Source organism: Aeromicrobium erythreum, assembly GCF_001509405.1.
Lineage (GTDB): Bacteria > Actinomycetota > Actinomycetes > Propionibacteriales > Nocardioidaceae > Aeromicrobium > Aeromicrobium erythreum.
On sequence record NZ_CP011502.1, the window covers coordinates 2381707 to 2397892 of the forward strand.

Below are 16186 nucleotides of genomic sequence, written 5' to 3' on the forward strand. Positions count from 1 at the left end.
GGGACTACTCGCCGCCCAAGGTGCGGTTGCGCAGCTGACGGAACTCCGCCTCCCGCGCGAGCAGGTCGGTGAAGACCGCGCGGTACTCCTCCTGCTGCTCGGCAGGGTCGGTGCGCTGCAGCTTGGAGCGCAGGTCGTTGACCTGGCGTCCGACCGTGAGCAGCCGCAGCCGCGTCATGATCGCCGCGACGACGCGCGCCGTGGCCCCCTCTGTCGAGCTGAGCGGCTCCATCGCGGCGACGGAGAGCACGCGCCGCAGGTCGTCGGAGACGAGCGCGTCGGACACCCGTGGCACGAAGGTCGGGTCGGGCTGCGCCGGGAGGCCGACCGTCGTCATCGTGCGCCACAGCTCCTGCGCGACGGGGTGTGTGAAGTCGCCGTCGTCGAGCTCCTCCGCGTGCGGACGCGCCAGGTGCGGGTGCTGCGCCAGGGCCTTCAACGCCTCACGCTCGTCGGCGAACTGGGGCGCGCCGAAGCTGACGAACGGCTGCGGCGGTGGCGCGGGTGCCGGCTCGGCCGACTGCTGCGCCGGGGCCCGACGTTCCGGCTTCGTCGGGGGCCGGTACCGACGGTGCTCGGCCCGCACCTGGTCGACGTCGACCCCCACGCGCGTGGAGATCTCGCGCAGGAACTCCTCGACCTTGCTCTTGTCGCGGATCGACGTCGCGAGACCTACCGCCTCACGCACTGCGTCGACCCGCTGGTCGGCACGGTCGAGGTCGTAGCGCAGCAGCACGTTCTCGAGCACGAAGCGGTACAGCGGGATCCGGGCGTCCACGAGCGCCCGGACGCCGGCGTCGCCGTCGGCGATCCGCAGGTCGCACGGGTCCATGCCGCGCGGCTCGACCGCGACGTACGTCTGCGCGGCGAACTGCTGGTCGCCCTCGAACGCCTTCATGGCGGCCCGCTGCCCCGCCTCGTCGCCGTCGAACGTGAACACGACCTCGCCGTGCATGGCGCCGTCGTCGAGCAGGATCCGCCGCAGCACCTTCGCGTGGCCCTCGCCGAACGCGGTGCCGCACGTCGCGACCGCGGTGCGCACCCCGGCCTCGTGGCAGGCCATGACGTCGGTGTATCCCTCGACGACGACCGCCCGGCTCTCCGAGGAGATCTGGCGGCGTGCGAGGTCGATGCCGTAGAGCACCTGGCTCTTCTTGTAGATCGGCGTCTCGGCGGTGTTCACGTACTTGCCCTGCATGAAGTCGTCGTCGAACATCCGTCGGGCGCCGAAGCCGATGATCTCGCTGGTCATCTCGCGGATCGGCCAGAGCAGCCGTCCTTGGAAGACGTCGAACAGGCCCCGCGTCGAGCGGCGCGCCAGGCCGCCCGCGACGAGCTCGTCGTCGGTGAACCCCTTGCCCTTGAGGTGCCCGAGCAGCGCGGTGCCCGACCTGGGGGCCCAGCCCATGGCGAACGTCTCGGCGGCCCGCTGGTCGAATCCGCGGTCGGTGACGAACTGTCGCCCAACCGACGCCTCGGGCGACGATGCCAGCGTCTGGGCGTAGAACTCGCCGGCGAGACGGTGCGCCTCGAGCAGGCGCTGACGCTGCTGCGGGTCGCGGCGAGGCCCGCGGGACTCGCCCTCCTCGTAGCGCAGCTGGATGCCGTACTTCGCCGCGAGCCGCTCCATGGCCTCCACGAAGCTGAGGCCCTCGATCTTCTGGATGAAGGCGATCGCGTCGCCGCCCTCGCCGCAGCCGAAGCAGTGGAAGGTGCCGCGCGCCGGGTTGGCGTGGAACGACGGCGTCTTCTCGTCGTGGAACGGGCACAGACCCTTCATGGTGCCGCCCGAGCGCCGCAGCGTGACGTACTGCTCGACCACCTCGTCGATGCGGGCGCGTTCGCGGACGAGCTGGATGTCCTCGTCGTTGATCAGGCCCGCCACGGGTCGATCCTAGGCGGTGCGCGTCAACCGAGGAGCCGGTCGGCCCACAGCCTCGCCGACCCGTCGGTCAGGCTCGCCACCTGGTCGATGACGACGCGTGTGCGGGCGGCGTCGTCGGTGGCACGACGCAGGTCGGCTCGGAACTCCGGCTCGAGGTGCTCCTCCCCCGTCGCGAGGAGACGCGCCACGAGTGCGCCGAGCGCCTCGCGTTGCGTCGCGAGCTGACGTGCCCGGTCGTCGGCGAGCATCACGTAGTGCGCGGCCACGGCCTTGAGGACGGTGATCTCGTCCCGCGTCGCCTGCGGGACCTCCAGGTCGGCGGTGTAGCGGGTGAGCGGCCCCGGCCCCCACCGCTCGACGGTGGCCCGTTGCGCGCTCACGGCGAATCGGCCGATGAGCGCGCTCGTCAGGCTCTTCAGCACGGCGAGGGCCTCGCGGCTGCCGTCGAACTCGGCGCGCGGCCACTCCGGCAACGCCCGCAGCCGCTCCAGCGCGCCCCCGAGCCGGTCGTCGTCGGCGCTCGCGTCGTACCAGTCGCGGGCGACGGCGTGCACGCCGTCGAGGTCGAGCCGTCCGGGCAGCAGGCTGAACCAGCCACCCACGACCGCGTCCTCCACGTCGTGCACGGAGTAGGCGATGTCGTCGGCGAGGTCCATCACCTGCGCCTCGATCGGGCGACGCCACGCCGGAGCGCCGGCCCGCAGCCAGTCGAAGACGGGTCGGTCGTCGGCGTAGACGCCGAACTTCGGGCCGCCCCCGGGCGCCTCGCCGCGTGCCCACGGGTACTTGACGCAGGCGGCCAACGTCGCGCGCGTGAGGTTCAGCCCGACGCTGCGGCCCGCGCCGTCGACCGTCTTCGCCTCGAGCCGGGTGAGGATCCGCAGCGTCTGCGCGTTGCCCTCGAAGCCGCCGACGTCCGCCGCCGCCTCGTCGAGCGCGACCTCGCCGTTGTGGCCGAACGGCGGGTGCCCGAGGTCGTGGGACAGGGCGGCGCAGTCGACGACGTCGGGGTCGCAGCCGAGCGAGGCGCCCAGCTCCCGCGCCACCTGCGCCACCTCGAGGGTGTGGGTGAGCCGGTTGCGCACGAAGTCGTCGAACCCGGCGCCCATGACCTGCGTCTTCGCCGACAGCCGGCGCAGTGCGGCGGAGTGGACGACGCGGCCGCGGTCGCGCTCGAACGGCGTGCGCCCGGCCCGCTTCGTCGGCTCCGCCACGACCCGGGCGCGCGCCTCGATGCCGTAGGGACTCTCCACGGGACGCAGGCTACCCGGGTCGGCGCCTCATCTGACGGGCCTACCACGAGCTCGGCCTTGGTACCTAAACCACCACAACCTGGTGCGGCTCCCGCTCAAGCGCAGTTTTGTCCGTCCGTCGAGCCGCTACTCCGCCGCCCGTTCTTCGAGAAGCGCACGCGCCCGTGAATATTCAGATTGCGCGGTCTCAGTGATCTCGGCGGTCTCACTGACCAAAGCCGCAGCGCGTCGCGCGGCCTGCGTAAGCACTCGATCCATGTGAGGCAGTGCAAGCAAAGTGTCGGCGAACTGCGTGACGGAAAAGTACGTACTCACCATCGTTTCCTCCGCCTCAGAGATCGCATCGATGTCCTGCTGCAACGAAGCGCGGTCCTCTTCGGAATCCACAGTTCTCGCCCGTGCCAGGGCCGTTGCCGCCTTCGCGAAGTCCGTGATTGACTCACGAAACTCACCGTTGGCCGGACCCACCACATCCGAGAACTGATCCAGATCGCCTGCTGTCTTACGCATAATCTGCAGGTAGACGCCAGCCCCCTTGTCTCCAAGGTTCTTCTGAGCACGCTGCAATTCGTCTGTGCGCCCTTGGAGAGCCTCGCCGACTTCGGTCGTCGCGGTCGCAATTACATTTGTCACATCGACGATTCGCTCGCTGCTGGCCTGTAGCGCCAAAGCGTGCTCGAAGAGTCCAGGCTCCGCGACCGGGTCGTCCTCCGCGTCGTCATCGTCCCCGCTAGTTGCTCCGTTTGCGAAGCCTGAGCGGCGAGACCCGGGTACGTCATCCTGCACTTGGCTCTCGCCGCTAAGGGCGGCGGGAGCGAAGTCTTGCACCGGATTGCTAAATTGCGCGCTTCCGGTGAGCACCGCTGCCCCAATTTCCCTCAAAGATTGCGCGATCTGGCCTGCCGCACCAAACCGCGTCGAGTACTCGTTTGCCCGGTAAGGCCGAAGATCGAACGGGAGCTCATCGATCTTCTGAGTGATCATGACCGTCCGCTTGCCCATGGCGTGTGCGAGACCGAGCTCGTACATGACGTTCGGATTGAGTCCGCTCACGTCAGCCACCACTAGGTCCGCGTCATCGATACCGCGGATCACGTCCTGGAGGACGCTGCGCTGATTCAAAAGCGAGTCCGCACGTCGAACCTCGAAGCCCGTCTCAACGAGAGGCTTCTCAATCAGTTCCGTATAGACATCACTGAATGCTTCATCGAACGGCATCAGCACAAAAGCAAGGGGCAATTCGGTCATCGAGATCTCCTTTTGGACATTCGAACAGACCGGCATGAACCTGTGAAGCCACATGACCGCAATCCATGCGCCTTACATACGTCCGTCCCAGCGCCCAACTTCGATGCGCGTTACATCGTGCCTTGCGAGGGATGTCCCCAGCGAATGAGGGGTAAATCGCGGTGAGCAGCATTCGTCACGGACGCATCAGAAGCGGCCGTTGCGGGGGCGGGGCTGGCAGCGGGGGCAGGTGAAGGAGCTACGGTTCATGAAGGCGTCGCGGCGGATCGGCGTCCCGCACCGCGGGCACGGCTCGCCCTCCTGCCCGTACGCGGCGAGGGACCGGTCGAAGTAGCCGCTCTGGCCGTTCACGTTGACGTACAGCGCGTCGAAGGAGGTGCCGCCCTGCTCGAGCGCCTCGCCCATCACGTCGACGACGTGGCCGAGCAGCGCGTCGACCTCCTTGGCGCGCAAGTTCTCCGTCGCGCGGGCGTAGTGCAGCGGCACGCGCCACAGCGACTCGTCGGCATAGATGTTGCCGACGCCGGAGATCAACGTCTGGTCGAGCAGGGCGCGCTTGACGCCCGTGCGTCGACGACGCAGCCGCGTGGCGAAGAGACCGCGGTCGAACCGCGGGTCGAGCGGGTCGCGCGCGATGTGCCCGATCGTGACCGGCACCTGCTCCTCGTCGACGTCGGCCAGCATCATGCCGCCGAAGATGCGCTGGTCGACGAACCGCAGCTGACGGCCGTCGTCGAGGTCGAGCACGATCCGCAGGTGTCGCGGCGGCGGCGCGTCGGCGTCGCTGATGAGCATCTGTCCGCTCATGCCGAGGTGGCAGAGCAGGGCCTCCTGGCCGTCGAGCACGAGCCAGAGGTACTTGCCGCGACGCCGTGCCGCGTCGACCCGTCGACCGACGAGACGCGGGACGAAGTCGGCGGCGCCGGGCAGGTGCCGCTTGAGGGACCGGACGTCGAGCACCGTGACGGCGACGATCGTGCGGCCGACGACGTGCGTGTCGAGGCCGCGGCGGACCACCTCGACCTCGGGGAGCTCAGGCACGGACCGGTCAGGCCTCGACGGCGTCGGCCGGGGTCACCGCGGCGGTGATGGCACGCCACGCGATCTCGGCGACCTGCTGCTCGGCCTCCTTCTTCGACCGGCCGGTGCCGCCGTCGTAGCGCTGCTCCCCCACCACCACGGACGCCGTGAACGTCTTGTCGTGGTCGGGTCCCTCGCTCTCGAGGACGTAGCGCGGGACACCGAGGTCGTGGTTGGCGGCGATCTCCTGAAGCGACGTCTTCCAGTCCAGCCCGGCGCCGAGGTCGGCCGCGCGGGCGATGAACGGGTCGAACACGGCGTGCACGACCTGCGACGCGCGCTCGATGCCGAACTGCACGTACACGGCACCGATCACGGCCTCGACGGTGTCGGACAGGATCGACGACTTGTTCCGACCGCCGGTGGCCTCCTCGCCCCGTCCGAGGCGCAGGTGCGAGCCCAGGTCGAGCGTGTGCGCCACCTCCGCGAGCGCCTTCGCGCTCACGACGGCAGCGCGCAGCTTCGCGAGCCGGCCCTCGGCGAGGTCGGGGTGGTTGGTGAAGAGCGCGTCGGTGACGACGAGCCCCAGCACCGAGTCGCCCAGGAACTCCAGGCGCTCGTTGTTGGGCAGGCCCCCGTTCTCGTACGCGTACGAACGGTGCGTGAGGGCGTGCTCCAGCAGCTCGGCGTCCAGGTCGGGGACGCCGAGCACCTCCTTCAGGGCCTCGTGGCCCTGAGGATCAGAGGACCTGGCGACGCTCGCCACGCGCGCCGTACTGTCCGCACTCGCCGCACGCACGGTGCGGGACGACCTTGGAGTCGCAGGCGGGGTTGGCGCAGTCGACGAGGGTGGTCGCCGTGGTCTTCCACTGCGACCGGCGGTGGCGCGTGTTGCTGCGCGACATCTTCCGCTTCGGAACGGCCACGATCTACTCCTTGTTCGGCCCCGGGACGTCGCCCGGGAGGTTCTGGGTCAGCCGGCTCAACGACGCCCACCGGGGGTCGATCGGATCGCCGTGTGTGTGGTCTGGATCGTCCGCGAGTCGCGCCCCGCACTCGGGGCACAGTCCCGGACACTCCGGATCACACACGGGGTTGAGCGGCAGTGCGAGCACCACCGCGTCCCGCAGGACGGGTTCGAGGTCGAGCAAGTCGTCCTCGAGGGCCGGAAGCTCGTCTTCCTCCCCGTCCTCCTCGGCACCGTCACCGGCGCCGATCGGGTCGTACACGTACAGCTCCTGCAGGTCCACCACGACGGTGTCGTCGAGGACGTCCAGGCAGCGGACGCACTCCCCCACCACGCGCGCCGAGGCGGTGCCGGTGGCCAGCACCCCGTCCATGACGGCCTCGAGCCGGAGCTCCAGGTCGATGGGCGAGTCCTCGGGCACGCCGTAGACGTCGTGGCCCAGATCCGCCGGCGCCGCGACGGTGCGGGTGAAGGTACGTTCGGTCCCAGGTCGACGACCCAGAACCTGGGTGTCGAAGACCAAGGGGCCCGGTTGCACGGTCACGTCCGTCCGTCGAGGTGCACAACAGATCACGGCCTGTTTCCAGGCCGCCGTCCATCATAACCGGTGCAGGTCACGCGACACCAATCGCTCCCCCACCCGTCGAGCCGCGGGGGGCTGGACGAGCGCAGCGCGGACGGGGCACGGGAATCTCAGCGAGGCACGGAGAGCTTTCCGTGCGCGGCTGAGGAAGCCGTGCCTGGCGGGAGATTCCCAGGTCGACCTGGGAATCTCCGCGCACGGACCGTCAAGCACGGGAATCTCAGCCGCGCATGGAGAGCATTCCGTGCGCGGCTGAGGAAACCATGCCTGGACAGGAGATTCCCAGGTCGACCTGGGAATCTCCGCCCGGCGGACTGTCGGTGGGGGCTGGGAGGATGCGCAGGTGCAGACGTCGGCGGAGCAGGAGGGGACGGTGCTGCACGCCGATCTCGACAGCTTCTTCGCCTCCGTCGAGATCCGCGACGACCCGAGCCTGCGGGGGCGGCCGGTGGCCGTGGGCGGCGGGGTGGTCATGGCCGCCAGCTACGAGGCGCGGGCGCACGGCGTCAAGGGCGCGATGGGGCTGCGGCAGGCGCTGCGGCTCTGCCCCGACCTCCTCGTCGTGCCGCCGAGGCCGCACGCGTACAGCGAGGCGAGTCGCGCGGTGTTCGCGGTCTTCGCCGACACCACGCCCTTGGTGGAGGGGGTCTCGATCGACGAGGCGTTCCTGGAGGTCGGCGGGTTGCGACGCATCCGCGGCGCACCGTCGCAGATCGCCACCACACTGCGCGAGCAGGTGCGCGAACGCGTAGGGCTGCCGATCTCGGTGGGCGTCGCGCGCACCAAGTACCTCGCCAAGGTGGCCAGCGCGATGGCCAAGCCCGACGGCCTCCTGGTCGTCCCGCTCGACGACGAACGCCGCTTCCTGCTCTCCCTGCCCGTCCAGGCGCTCTGGGGCGTCGGGCCCCGCACCACGGAGAAGCTGCACGCCGCGCGGGTGCGCACCATCGCCGACGTCGCCCGCATGCAGCCCGGCGAGCTCGCCACGCTCGTCGGCAGCGGCGCGGCCGGTCACCTGCACGCCCTCGCCTCCGGCCACGACCCCCGACCGGTCCGGGCGCGACCGTCACGTCGCTCGATGGGCGCACAGCACGCCCTCGGCCGCGACGAGCGCACCCCCGAGGGCGTCGAGATCGTGCTCCTGGGCCTGGTCGACCGCGTCGCGCGGCGTCTGCGCACGGCCGGGCGCACCGCCGCGACCGTCACCCTGCGCGTCCGCTTCGGCGACTTCACCAGCTCCACCGCCTCGCACACGCTCCCGCGCCCGACCGCCCACACGCAGGTCCTCCTCGACGCCACGTTGCAGCTGCTGCGCGGACGTCACGGCGAGATCGCCCGACGCGGCGTCACCCTCGTCGGCTTCCAGGCGTCCGGGCTCGACGACCAGGGCGAGCAGCTGCTGCTGCCCCTCACGTCGGCCACCGACCCCGGTCTCGACACCGCTCTCGACGCCGTCCGCGACCGGTTCGGCGCACGGGCCGTGCGCCGAGGCGTGCAGCTGGGGCGCGGGGAGCGCGCTCACATGCCGACCCTCCCCGACGACGGCGACGAGGCGTAGGCGCCGGGTCAGGCTCGGCCGAACTCCCGATCGAGGCGCTCGAGCACGAAGTCGGGCACGAGACCGCTCACGTCGCCGCCGCCGCGTGCGACCTCCTTGACCAGGCTGGAGGCCAGGAAGGAGTACTCGGGGCTGGTCGGGACGAAGACGGTGTCGACGTCGGTGAGGCTGCCGTTCATCTGCGCCATCTGCAGCTCGTAGTCGAAGTCGGAGACCGCTCGCAGACCCTTCACGATCGCGCTGATCCCGTGCTCGGTGCAGAAGTTCACGAGCAGACCGCGGAACGACGCCACCGACACGTTCGGCAGGTCCTCGGTGGCCTGGGCGAGCAGGTCCATCCGCTCCTCGAGCGAGAAGAGGCTCTTCTTGCTCTCGTTCACGAGGACCGCCACGACCACCTCGTCGAACAGCCGGGAGGCCCGGCGCACGATGTCGAGGTGACCGTTGGTCACGGGGTCGAAGGAGCCGGGGCACACGACGCGCGTCACGGCGGCGACGCTATCAGGACTCGTCGGAGCGGGCACCGAACCACACGGTGGTCTCGCCGTGGGCGCGGTCGCGGAACCCCTCGAACCCCGCTGGCCACGTGAACGGCGTGCGCGTGGACCGCTCGACGACGACCACGGCGTCGTCGGCGAGCGACGGGGCGAGGGCCGCGACCACGGCGGCGACGTCGTCGGTGGCCACCGCGTAGGGCGGGTCGAGCATCACCAGGTCGTAGGGGCCGGTGGCGGAGGCGGCGAAGGACGCGGCGCTCGTGCGGTGCACGGTGGCCTCGGCCCCCAGCTCGCGCGCGTTCTGCTGCGCCACCTGCGCGGCGCGCCGGTCGGACTCGACGAGGTCCGCCGACGCCGCCCCCCGCGAGAGCGCCTCCAGCGCCAGGGCCCCGGACCCGGCGTAGACGTCGAGCACGCGGACCCCGTCGAGGCCACCGAACAGCGACTGCAACGAGGAGAAGAGCGACTCCCTGACGCGGTCCGACGTCGGGCGGGTGCCGTCACCCGGTGGCGTGCGCAGACGTCGACCGCCCCAGCGCCCGGCGATCACGCGGGTCACGTGCGCTCCAGGTAGTCGGCCTGCTGCGACTGCTCGAGGCGCTCGACCGCGGCCCGCAGGTCGGGCGCGGTCGTCAGCTCCGGGTCGGCCTCGACGAACGCGGTAGCCGCCTCGCGGGCGTCGGCGATGACCTGTTCGTCCTTGACGACCGAGAGCAGCCGCAGGCTGCTGCGCACCCCCGACTGCGCCGCGCCCAGCACGTCGCCCTCGCGGCGCTGCTCGGCGTCGAGTCGCGACAGGGCGAACCCGTCGGACGTGGAGGCGACGGCGTCGAGACGCTCCCGCGACGGCGAGCCGTCCTCGGCGGAGGTGACCAGCAGGCAGAGCCCCGCGTGCCCGCCTCGGCCGACGCGACCGCGCAGCTGGTGCAGCTGGGACACGCCGAACCGCTCGGCGTCGACGACGACCATGACGGTGGCGTTGGGGACGTCGACGCCGACCTCGACGACGGTCGTCGCGACGAGCACGTCGATCTCGCCCCGCGCGAAGGCCGTCATCGTGGCATCCTTCTCGTCCGGGTGCTGGCGTCCGTGCAGCATCCCGAGCCGCAGCCCCGCGAGCGGCCCGGCCGCGAGCTCCTCGTGCAGGTCGACCAGCGACCGTGTGGGCGGGCCCTCGGGATCCGCCCTCTCCCCCGCCTCCTTGTCGCCATCGCCGATGCGCGAGACCACGACGTACGCCTGACGACCGTCGGCGACCTCCTCGCGCACCCGGTCCCACGCCCGCGCGAGCCAGTCGGGGCGTTCGGCGGCCGGGACGACGGTGGTCTGGATCGGCTGGCGACCGCCCGGCAGCTCGCTGAGCGTGGAGGTCTCGAGGTCGCCGAACACGGTCATGGCGATCGTGCGCGGGATCGGCGTGGCGGTCATGACCAGCACGTGCGGCTTGGTGTCGTAGCGGTCGACGAGCACGGCACGCTGCTCGACGCCGAAGCGGTGCTGCTCGTCGACGACGAGCAGTCCGAGCTCGGCGAGCTGGACGGTCTCCTGCAGCACCGCGTGGGTGCCGACGACGATGCCCGCCGCGCCCGAGGCGGCGTCGAGCAGCGCCTCCTTGCGGGCCTTGGCGCCCATCGAGCCCGTCAGGAGCCGGACCCGGGTGCCCTCCGCGGCTCCCCCGAGCATGCCGCCCTCGGCGAGCGCCCCCAGCATGGCCGTGATGCCGCGGTGGTGCTGTGCGGCCAGCACCTCGGTGGGCGCCAGCAGCACGGCCTGCGCGCCGTCGTCGACGACCTGGAGCATCGCCAGCAGCGCGACGACGGTCTTGCCCGAGCCGACCTCGCCCTGCAGCAGCCGGTGCATGGGGTGCTCGCGCGCGAGGTCGGCCTCGATCTCCGCGACCACCGCACGCTGCCCGTCGGTGAGCGTGAACGGCAGCTGCTGCTCGAAGGCGTCGCGCAGACCGCCCGAGCGCCGACGACGCGGCACCGCGGTCTGCCCGAGCGCCGCGTGCCGGCGCTGCGCGAACACCGTCTGCAGGACGAACGCCTCCTCGAAGCGGAAGCGGTCGCGGGCGGTGCGCCACTGCTGGTCCGAGCGGGGACGGTGGATCATCTCGAACGCGACGTCGGCGGACGGGAGCCCCCGGTCGGCGCGGACGTCCTGCGGAAGCGGGTCCTCGACGTCGGCGACGGGCAGCACCGTCTCGACGGAGCGCTCGATGGCGAGCGACGGGATCTTCGCGCTCGCCCGGTAGATCGGGATGATGCCGCGCGCGATCCGGCCCTCCAGCGCGTCGGGGCCCTCGAGCGGCTCGTAGAGGGGGTGCGTCAGCTGGAGCCGGCCGTTGAACTGACCCACCTCGCCCGCGAACAGGCCGACCGTGCCGGGGGTCAGCTGGGCCTGGCGCCACGGCTGGGAGAAGAAGGTGAGCGTCAGCCGGGCGTTGCCGTCGGTGAGCGTCACCTCGGTGCGCGTCTTGCGACCGCCGGGGCCGAACCGCTTGTTGACCGCCTCGACGACGCGCGCCATGACGGTGGCGTACTGCCCGACCTGCAACGACGCGAGGTCGGTCATCTCCCCCAGCGACACGTAGCGCCGTGGGTAGTGCCGCAGGAGGTCGTCGATGGTCTCCAGGCCGAGGGTCGCGAGCTTCTTGGCCGTCGCGTCGCCCACGACGGAGCGCAGCCGGCGCTCCGGCGGGTTCGTGGGACCCGGCGTCGCTGCGGGACTGGTGGTCACGATGGCATCCCTACTCGACCGCCACGAACAGCGGGTAGTTCTCCTGGCCGCCCTCGTACACGACGACGTCGACGTCGACGCGCTCCTCGCGCAGCCGGCGCGACAGCGTCTGCGCGACCGTGTGGTCGGCACCGTCGCCGACGACGAGGGTGACGAGCTCCGCGGTGGGCGAGAGCAGCCGGTCGAGCACCGCGTCGGCCACCTCGGCGACGTCGGAGCCGACGACCGCGAAGTCGCCCGACACGACGCCGAGCACGTCGCCGGCCTCGCAGGGTCCGGCCATGGTGATGCCCGGCTCGACCGCGACCGTGACGGCGCCGTGCTGCGTGTGCGCCGCCGCGCTCGACATGGCGACGACGTCCTCGTCGAAGTCGCGGCCGGGGTCGTGGACGGCCAGCGCCGCGAGCCCCTGCACCTGTGCGTGGGTGGGGATGACCGCGACGCGGACACCGTCGGCCCTGACCTGCTTGGCGGCAGCGTCGAACAGGCCGACGTAGCGCTGGTTGTTCGGCAGCACCACGACCTCCTCGGCGTCGAGGCCGCGCAGGGTCTCGAGCATCGTGGCGACGTCGACCGGGCGCTCGCGCGTGAACTCGAGCACGTGGGCACCGGCCTCGCGGCAGAGGTCGGCCAGCCCCGCGCCCGTGGCCGCGACGACCACGGCCCGGCCCGACCGCTGCCGACCCTGCTGCCGCGCGACCTGGTCGGCGAAGTGCGTGACCGCGATGCGGTAGGGGCGGCCGGCCTGCAGGCCCGCCTCGATGGCGGCACCGACGTCGTCGACGTGGACGTGGACGTTCCAGAGCCGGTCGCCGCCGACGACCACCAGCGAGTCGCCCAACGCGTCGAGCGTGTGCCGCAGCGCCGGGATCTCGCTCTCCTCGGCGTCGAGGAGGTACATGACCTCGTACGCCGGACCGCCCTCGACGAAGTCGTCGCCCGACGCGGCCAGCGGCGTGGGCACGTGCTGGGCGGCCGGCGTGGGCGCCCGGCCCGTGAGCGCGCGCTCCGTGGCGTCGAGCACCACCACGAGCGCGCGACCCCCGGCGTCGACGACGCCGGCCTCTGCGAGCCGCGCGAGCTGCTCGGGGGTGCGCTCCAGGGCCACGCGCGCCGACGCGGCCGCCAGGGCGAAGACGTCGCGCGCCTCGGCACCGGACTCGACGGCGTCCTGCGCTCCGTCGGCGGCGGCCCGCGCGACGGACAGGATCGTGCCCTCCACGGGTCGGCCCACGGCGGCATGCGCGGCGTCGGAGGCGGCGCGGAACGCGTGCGCGACGTCGTCGGCGCGGACCTCGGCGCCGAGGTCGAGGTCGCCGAAGACCGCCCGGACGAGCTGGGACAGGATCACGCCGCTGTTGCCCTTGGCGCCCATGAGCAGGCCGTCGGTGTGCGCCTTCACCAGGTCGGGCAGCACGACGTCGTCGGGCAGCGCCGCGACGGCGTCGGCACCCGCGACGAAGGTCAGGTAGGCGTTCGTGCCGGTGTCGCCGTCGGGCACGGGGAACACGTTGAGGGCGTCGATCTCAGCCCGTGCCGTGGACAGCGCCTGCACGCAGAGCTGCGTCCACGCGCGGAAGGCGTCGGCTCGCAGGCGCAGGACCATGGGGGCAGGTTAGCGTGGGCCACCGACGTGGCGCCGGGCACCGCGAGGGCGATTGGCCCCGCCGCCGGGGCATCGGCTATCCTTACGTGGTTGCCCGTTCACCGGGCACACCTTTCGTACGTTCGTCGTCCGACGAACCCCGTTCTCGAGCTTGCAGGAGTGGTCGCTGTGGCAGCGGTCTGTGACGTGTGCACCAAGGGACCCGGCTTCGGCCACAACGTGTCCCACTCGCACCGACGCACGAAGCGTCGTTTCGACCCCAACATCCAGCGCGTGCGCGCCGTCGTCGACGGCACGCCCAAGCGCCTCAACGTCTGCACGTCGTGCCTCAAGGCCGGCAAGGTCAGCCGCTGAGGCAGGTCCACGCCTTCGGCGACGACGCGCTCGGTGAGCTCGACGCCGTCGCCCTGGCAGCCGCGATCCGTCGCGGCGACATCAGCGCGGTCGACGCTGCTCAGGCAGCCGTCGACCGCGCTGCGTGCGTGGAGCCGCACCTCGACGCGATCGTCGTCGACGACGTCGAGCGTGCGCTGAGGCTGGCCGCAGGTCCGCTCACCGGCCGCCTCGCCGGGGTTCCCACGTACGTCAAGGACAACACCGACGTCGCGGGCCTGGCGACCCGTCAGGGATCGCGGGCCATGCCCGACGTCCCCGCCGCGGCCGACGCGCCGTTCACGACCCAGCTGCGCGCGGCCGGGCTCGTGCCGCTGGGCAAGTCGTCGTTGCCGGAGTTCGGCTGGAGCGCCAGCACCGAGTTCGACGAGTGGGACCCCACGCGGAACCCCTGGGACACCGCGTTCTCCAGCGGTGCGTCGTCGGGCGGTGCCGCCGCGCTCGTGGCGTCGGGCGTCGTGCCGATCGCGCACGCCAACGACGGCGGCGGGTCGATCCGCATCCCCGCCGCGGCCTGCGGGCTCGTCGGACTGAAGCCCACGCGAGGTCGGCTCGCGCCCGACGTGCACGCGGCGCAGCTGCCGGTCGACGTCGTCTGCAACGGCGTCCTCACCCGGACCGTCCGCGACACCGCCCACTTCCTGGCCGCGGCCGAGGCGCACCGCACGGCCCCCGGTCTGCCGCCGGTGGGTCTCGTGGAGGGGCCGTCGGCGCGGCGGCTGCGCGTCGGGCTCGTCCTCGACTCGCTCACCGACACCCCCACCGACGCCGACACGCGCGCCGCCGTGCTCGCCACCGCCGAGCTGCTGACGTCGCTCGGGCACGACGTCGTCGAGGTGCCACTGCCCGCCGACGACACGTTCGTCGACGCGTTCACGCACTACTGGGCCATGCTCGCGTTCTCGACCCAGCACTTCGGTCGGCGCGTGATGCACCCGCAGTTCGACAAGACCGCGACCGACCCGCTCACCCGGTTCCTCGCCGCGCGGTTCGCGCGGTCGTTCTGGCGGCTGCCCCGCACCATCCGTGCGCTCAGGCGCTCCGAGCACGTGGTGCGCGCGCACTTCGCCGAGCACCGGCTCGACGCTGCCCTCTCCCCCACCGTCGCGCACACGACGCCGCGTCTCGGTCACCTCTCGCCGAACCAGCCGTTCCCGGAGATGTTCGACCGTCTCGTCCGCTACGCCGCGTTCACGCCGTTGAACAACGCCACCGGGACGCCCGCCGTGTCGCTGCCGCTCGGCCGCACCGGCGACGGACTGCCGATCGGCGTGCAGCTGCAGGCCCTGCACGGCCAGGAGCGTCTGCTGCTGGAGCTGTCGTACGAGCTGGAGGCCGCGCGGCCGTTCCCGCGCATCCAGGACGGCGTCGCACCGCTTTCGTAGCCGAGCGGTGAGGCGGCACGGCGCGTCGGGGCGCGGGTCAGCGCCAGTGACGCCAGCCCGGCTCGCCCTCCCACGTCGCGCCGTCGACCAGCACTGCCGGCCTGGCGCCCTCGGGCACGTCGCGCACCTCGCCGACGACCGTCCAGCCGTCGGGCAGCACCGTGGGCGCGCTGAACGTCGCGGCAAGCGCGTAGTCCTCGCCACCGGTCAGGACGAGCGAGAGCGGGTCGAGGCCGAGCGCCTCACCGACGGTCAGGAGCGGGGCGTCGATCGTCAGCGCCGACGTGCGGAGGTCGACGACGACGCCGCTGGCGCGTGCCACGTGGCCGAGGTCGGCCAGCAGGCCGTCGCTCACGTCGATCATGGCCGTCGCGCCCGCGTCGGCCGCTGCTCGGCCGGCCCAGTACGGGGGCGTCGGCACGCGGTGCGCGTCGACCACCGCCTTCGGGGAGCGGAAGCCGCGGCCCAGGGTCGCGAGACCGGCCGCGGACCAGCCGAGGCGTCCGGCCACCGCCACCACGTCGCCGGGCAGCGCGCCGGAGCGTCGGACCGGACGCGGCGCGTCGCCCATGACCGTCACGGCCACGACGACCACGTCGCTGGCCGTCATGTCGCCGCCGACGACGTGCGCGCCGACCACGGCCGCCTCCTGCTCGAAGCCCTTCGCGAGCTCCACGACCCATGCCGACGGCGTGTCGGCGGGGACGCCGAGCCCGACGGTGAGCGCGGTGGCCACGCCGCCCATCGCGTTCACGTCGGACAGGTTCGCCGCGGCGGCCTTCCGCCCGATCTCCAGGGCCGTCGACCAGTCGCGTCGGAAGTGCCGACCCTCCACGAGCAGGTCGGTGGAGACGACGAACGTGCCGTCGGCGGTGCGGACGTGGGCGGCGTCGTCGCCGGGCCCGATGAGCACCCGGTCGGACGTGCCACCGGCCTCCGTGACCCGGTCGATCAGGCCGAACTCGCCGACGTCGGACACCGTCCCGGGCCCCGGGCCCTGCTGCTGCGCTGGCACCCGTCCATTGTGGACCAGCCGGACGCCGGGACACCGG

The 16186-nt window shown here is 72.1% G+C and carries 15 protein-coding genes; 3 read left to right on the top strand and 12 right to left on the bottom strand.

Going from position 1 to position 16186, the window contains the following annotated elements; translation table 11 throughout:
* Positions 1 to 4 precede the first annotated feature (4 nt).
* The 7 genes from dnaG to Aeryth_RS11285 all read right to left on the bottom strand — a co-directional run bounded on the left by dnaG (position 5) and on the right by Aeryth_RS11285 (position 6917).
* Entirely contained in the window at positions 5 to 1885 is a 1881-nt protein-coding gene (gene dnaG, locus Aeryth_RS11255; protein WP_067858606.1) for a DNA primase, read from the bottom strand.
* A 23-nt stretch (positions 1886 to 1908) separates the two neighbouring features.
* On the bottom strand, positions 1909 to 3138 hold the full coding sequence (locus Aeryth_RS11260) for a deoxyguanosinetriphosphate triphosphohydrolase (protein WP_067858609.1): 1230 nt from the start codon (positions 3136 to 3138) through the stop codon (positions 1909 to 1911).
* Positions 3139 to 3264: 126 nt separating this feature from the next.
* A complete protein-coding gene (locus Aeryth_RS11265) occupies positions 3265 to 4386 on the bottom strand; it encodes a TIR domain-containing protein (protein ID WP_144433759.1) in 1122 nt (373 codons plus the stop codon).
* A gap of 186 nt (positions 4387 to 4572) precedes the next feature.
* The gene (gene mutM, locus Aeryth_RS11270) at positions 4573 to 5427 is read right to left on the bottom strand and encodes a bifunctional DNA-formamidopyrimidine glycosylase/DNA-(apurinic or apyrimidinic site) lyase (protein WP_067858615.1); all 855 of its coding nucleotides are present in this window, start codon (positions 5425 to 5427) and stop codon (positions 4573 to 4575) included.
* 7 nt (positions 5428 to 5434) lie between these two features.
* On the bottom strand, positions 5435 to 6172 hold the full coding sequence (rnc, locus tag Aeryth_RS11275) for a ribonuclease III (protein ID WP_067858618.1): 738 nt from the start codon (positions 6170 to 6172) through the stop codon (positions 5435 to 5437).
* The gene (gene rpmF, locus Aeryth_RS11280; RefSeq protein WP_055965465.1) at positions 6147 to 6332 is read right to left on the bottom strand and encodes a 50S ribosomal protein L32; all 186 of its coding nucleotides are present in this window, start codon (positions 6330 to 6332) and stop codon (positions 6147 to 6149) included. Before rpmF ends, rnc begins: the two co-directional genes overlap by 26 nt.
* A 3-nt stretch (positions 6333 to 6335) precedes the next feature.
* Positions 6336 to 6917: a YceD family protein gene (locus Aeryth_RS11285; RefSeq protein WP_067858621.1), complete on the bottom strand. Its 582-nt coding sequence runs from the start codon at positions 6915 to 6917 to the stop codon at positions 6336 to 6338.
* A 382-nt stretch (positions 6918 to 7299) separates the two neighbouring features.
* Between Aeryth_RS11285 and dinB the strand changes: the two genes are divergently transcribed.
* Positions 7300 to 8514, top strand: coding sequence for a DNA polymerase IV (dinB, locus tag Aeryth_RS11290; protein ID WP_067858624.1), 1215 nt, complete (start codon positions 7300 to 7302; stop codon positions 8512 to 8514).
* An 8-nt stretch (positions 8515 to 8522) separates the two neighbouring features.
* Here the strand turns inward: dinB and coaD are convergent, their stop codons facing one another.
* The 4 genes from coaD to Aeryth_RS11310 are packed head-to-tail and all read right to left on the bottom strand — an operon-like array spanning position 8523 to position 13356.
* Positions 8523 to 9002 carry a pantetheine-phosphate adenylyltransferase gene (gene coaD, locus Aeryth_RS11295; RefSeq protein WP_067858628.1) on the bottom strand — a complete coding sequence of 160 codons (480 nt, stop codon included), beginning with the start codon at positions 9000 to 9002 and terminating at the stop codon, positions 8523 to 8525.
* 13 nt (positions 9003 to 9015) lie between these two features.
* Positions 9016 to 9570: a 16S rRNA (guanine(966)-N(2))-methyltransferase RsmD gene (gene rsmD, locus Aeryth_RS11300; protein ID WP_067858631.1), complete on the bottom strand. Its 555-nt coding sequence runs from the start codon at positions 9568 to 9570 to the stop codon at positions 9016 to 9018.
* Positions 9567 to 11750, bottom strand: coding sequence for an ATP-dependent DNA helicase RecG (gene recG, locus Aeryth_RS11305; RefSeq protein WP_193786266.1), 2184 nt, complete (start codon positions 11748 to 11750; stop codon positions 9567 to 9569). The genes rsmD and recG overlap by 4 nt, the downstream gene beginning before the upstream one ends.
* 10 nt (positions 11751 to 11760) lie before the next feature.
* The gene (locus tag Aeryth_RS11310) at positions 11761 to 13356 is read right to left on the bottom strand and encodes a DAK2 domain-containing protein (protein WP_067858633.1); all 1596 of its coding nucleotides are present in this window, start codon (positions 13354 to 13356) and stop codon (positions 11761 to 11763) included.
* Between the two features lie 168 nt (positions 13357 to 13524).
* Here Aeryth_RS11310 and rpmB point away from each other — a divergent pair, with 168 nt between their 5' ends.
* Entirely contained in the window at positions 13525 to 13710 is a 186-nt protein-coding gene (gene rpmB, locus Aeryth_RS11315) for a 50S ribosomal protein L28 (protein ID WP_055965440.1), read from the top strand.
* Positions 13680 to 15134 carry an amidase gene (locus Aeryth_RS11320; protein ID WP_236749728.1) on the top strand — a complete coding sequence of 485 codons (1455 nt, stop codon included), beginning with the start codon at positions 13680 to 13682 and terminating at the stop codon, positions 15132 to 15134. The genes rpmB and Aeryth_RS11320 overlap by 31 nt, the downstream gene beginning before the upstream one ends.
* Before the next feature lie 37 nt (positions 15135 to 15171).
* On the opposite strand, the gene Aeryth_RS11325 is transcribed toward Aeryth_RS11320, so the two are convergent.
* A complete protein-coding gene (locus Aeryth_RS11325; RefSeq protein WP_067858636.1) occupies positions 15172 to 16149 on the bottom strand; it encodes a thiamine-phosphate kinase in 978 nt (325 codons plus the stop codon).
* Positions 16150 to 16186 lie beyond the last annotated feature (37 nt).

Excerpts from the sequence above, each read along its gene's own strand:
- Aeryth_RS11265 (WP_144433759.1), bottom strand. The coding sequence starts at position 4,386 with ATGACCGAATTGCCCCTTGCTTTTGTGCTGATGCCGTTCGATGAAGCA.
- Aeryth_RS11310 (WP_067858633.1), bottom strand. The coding sequence starts at position 13,356 with ATGGTCCTGCGCCTGCGAGCCGACGCCTTCCGCGCGTGGACGCAGCTC.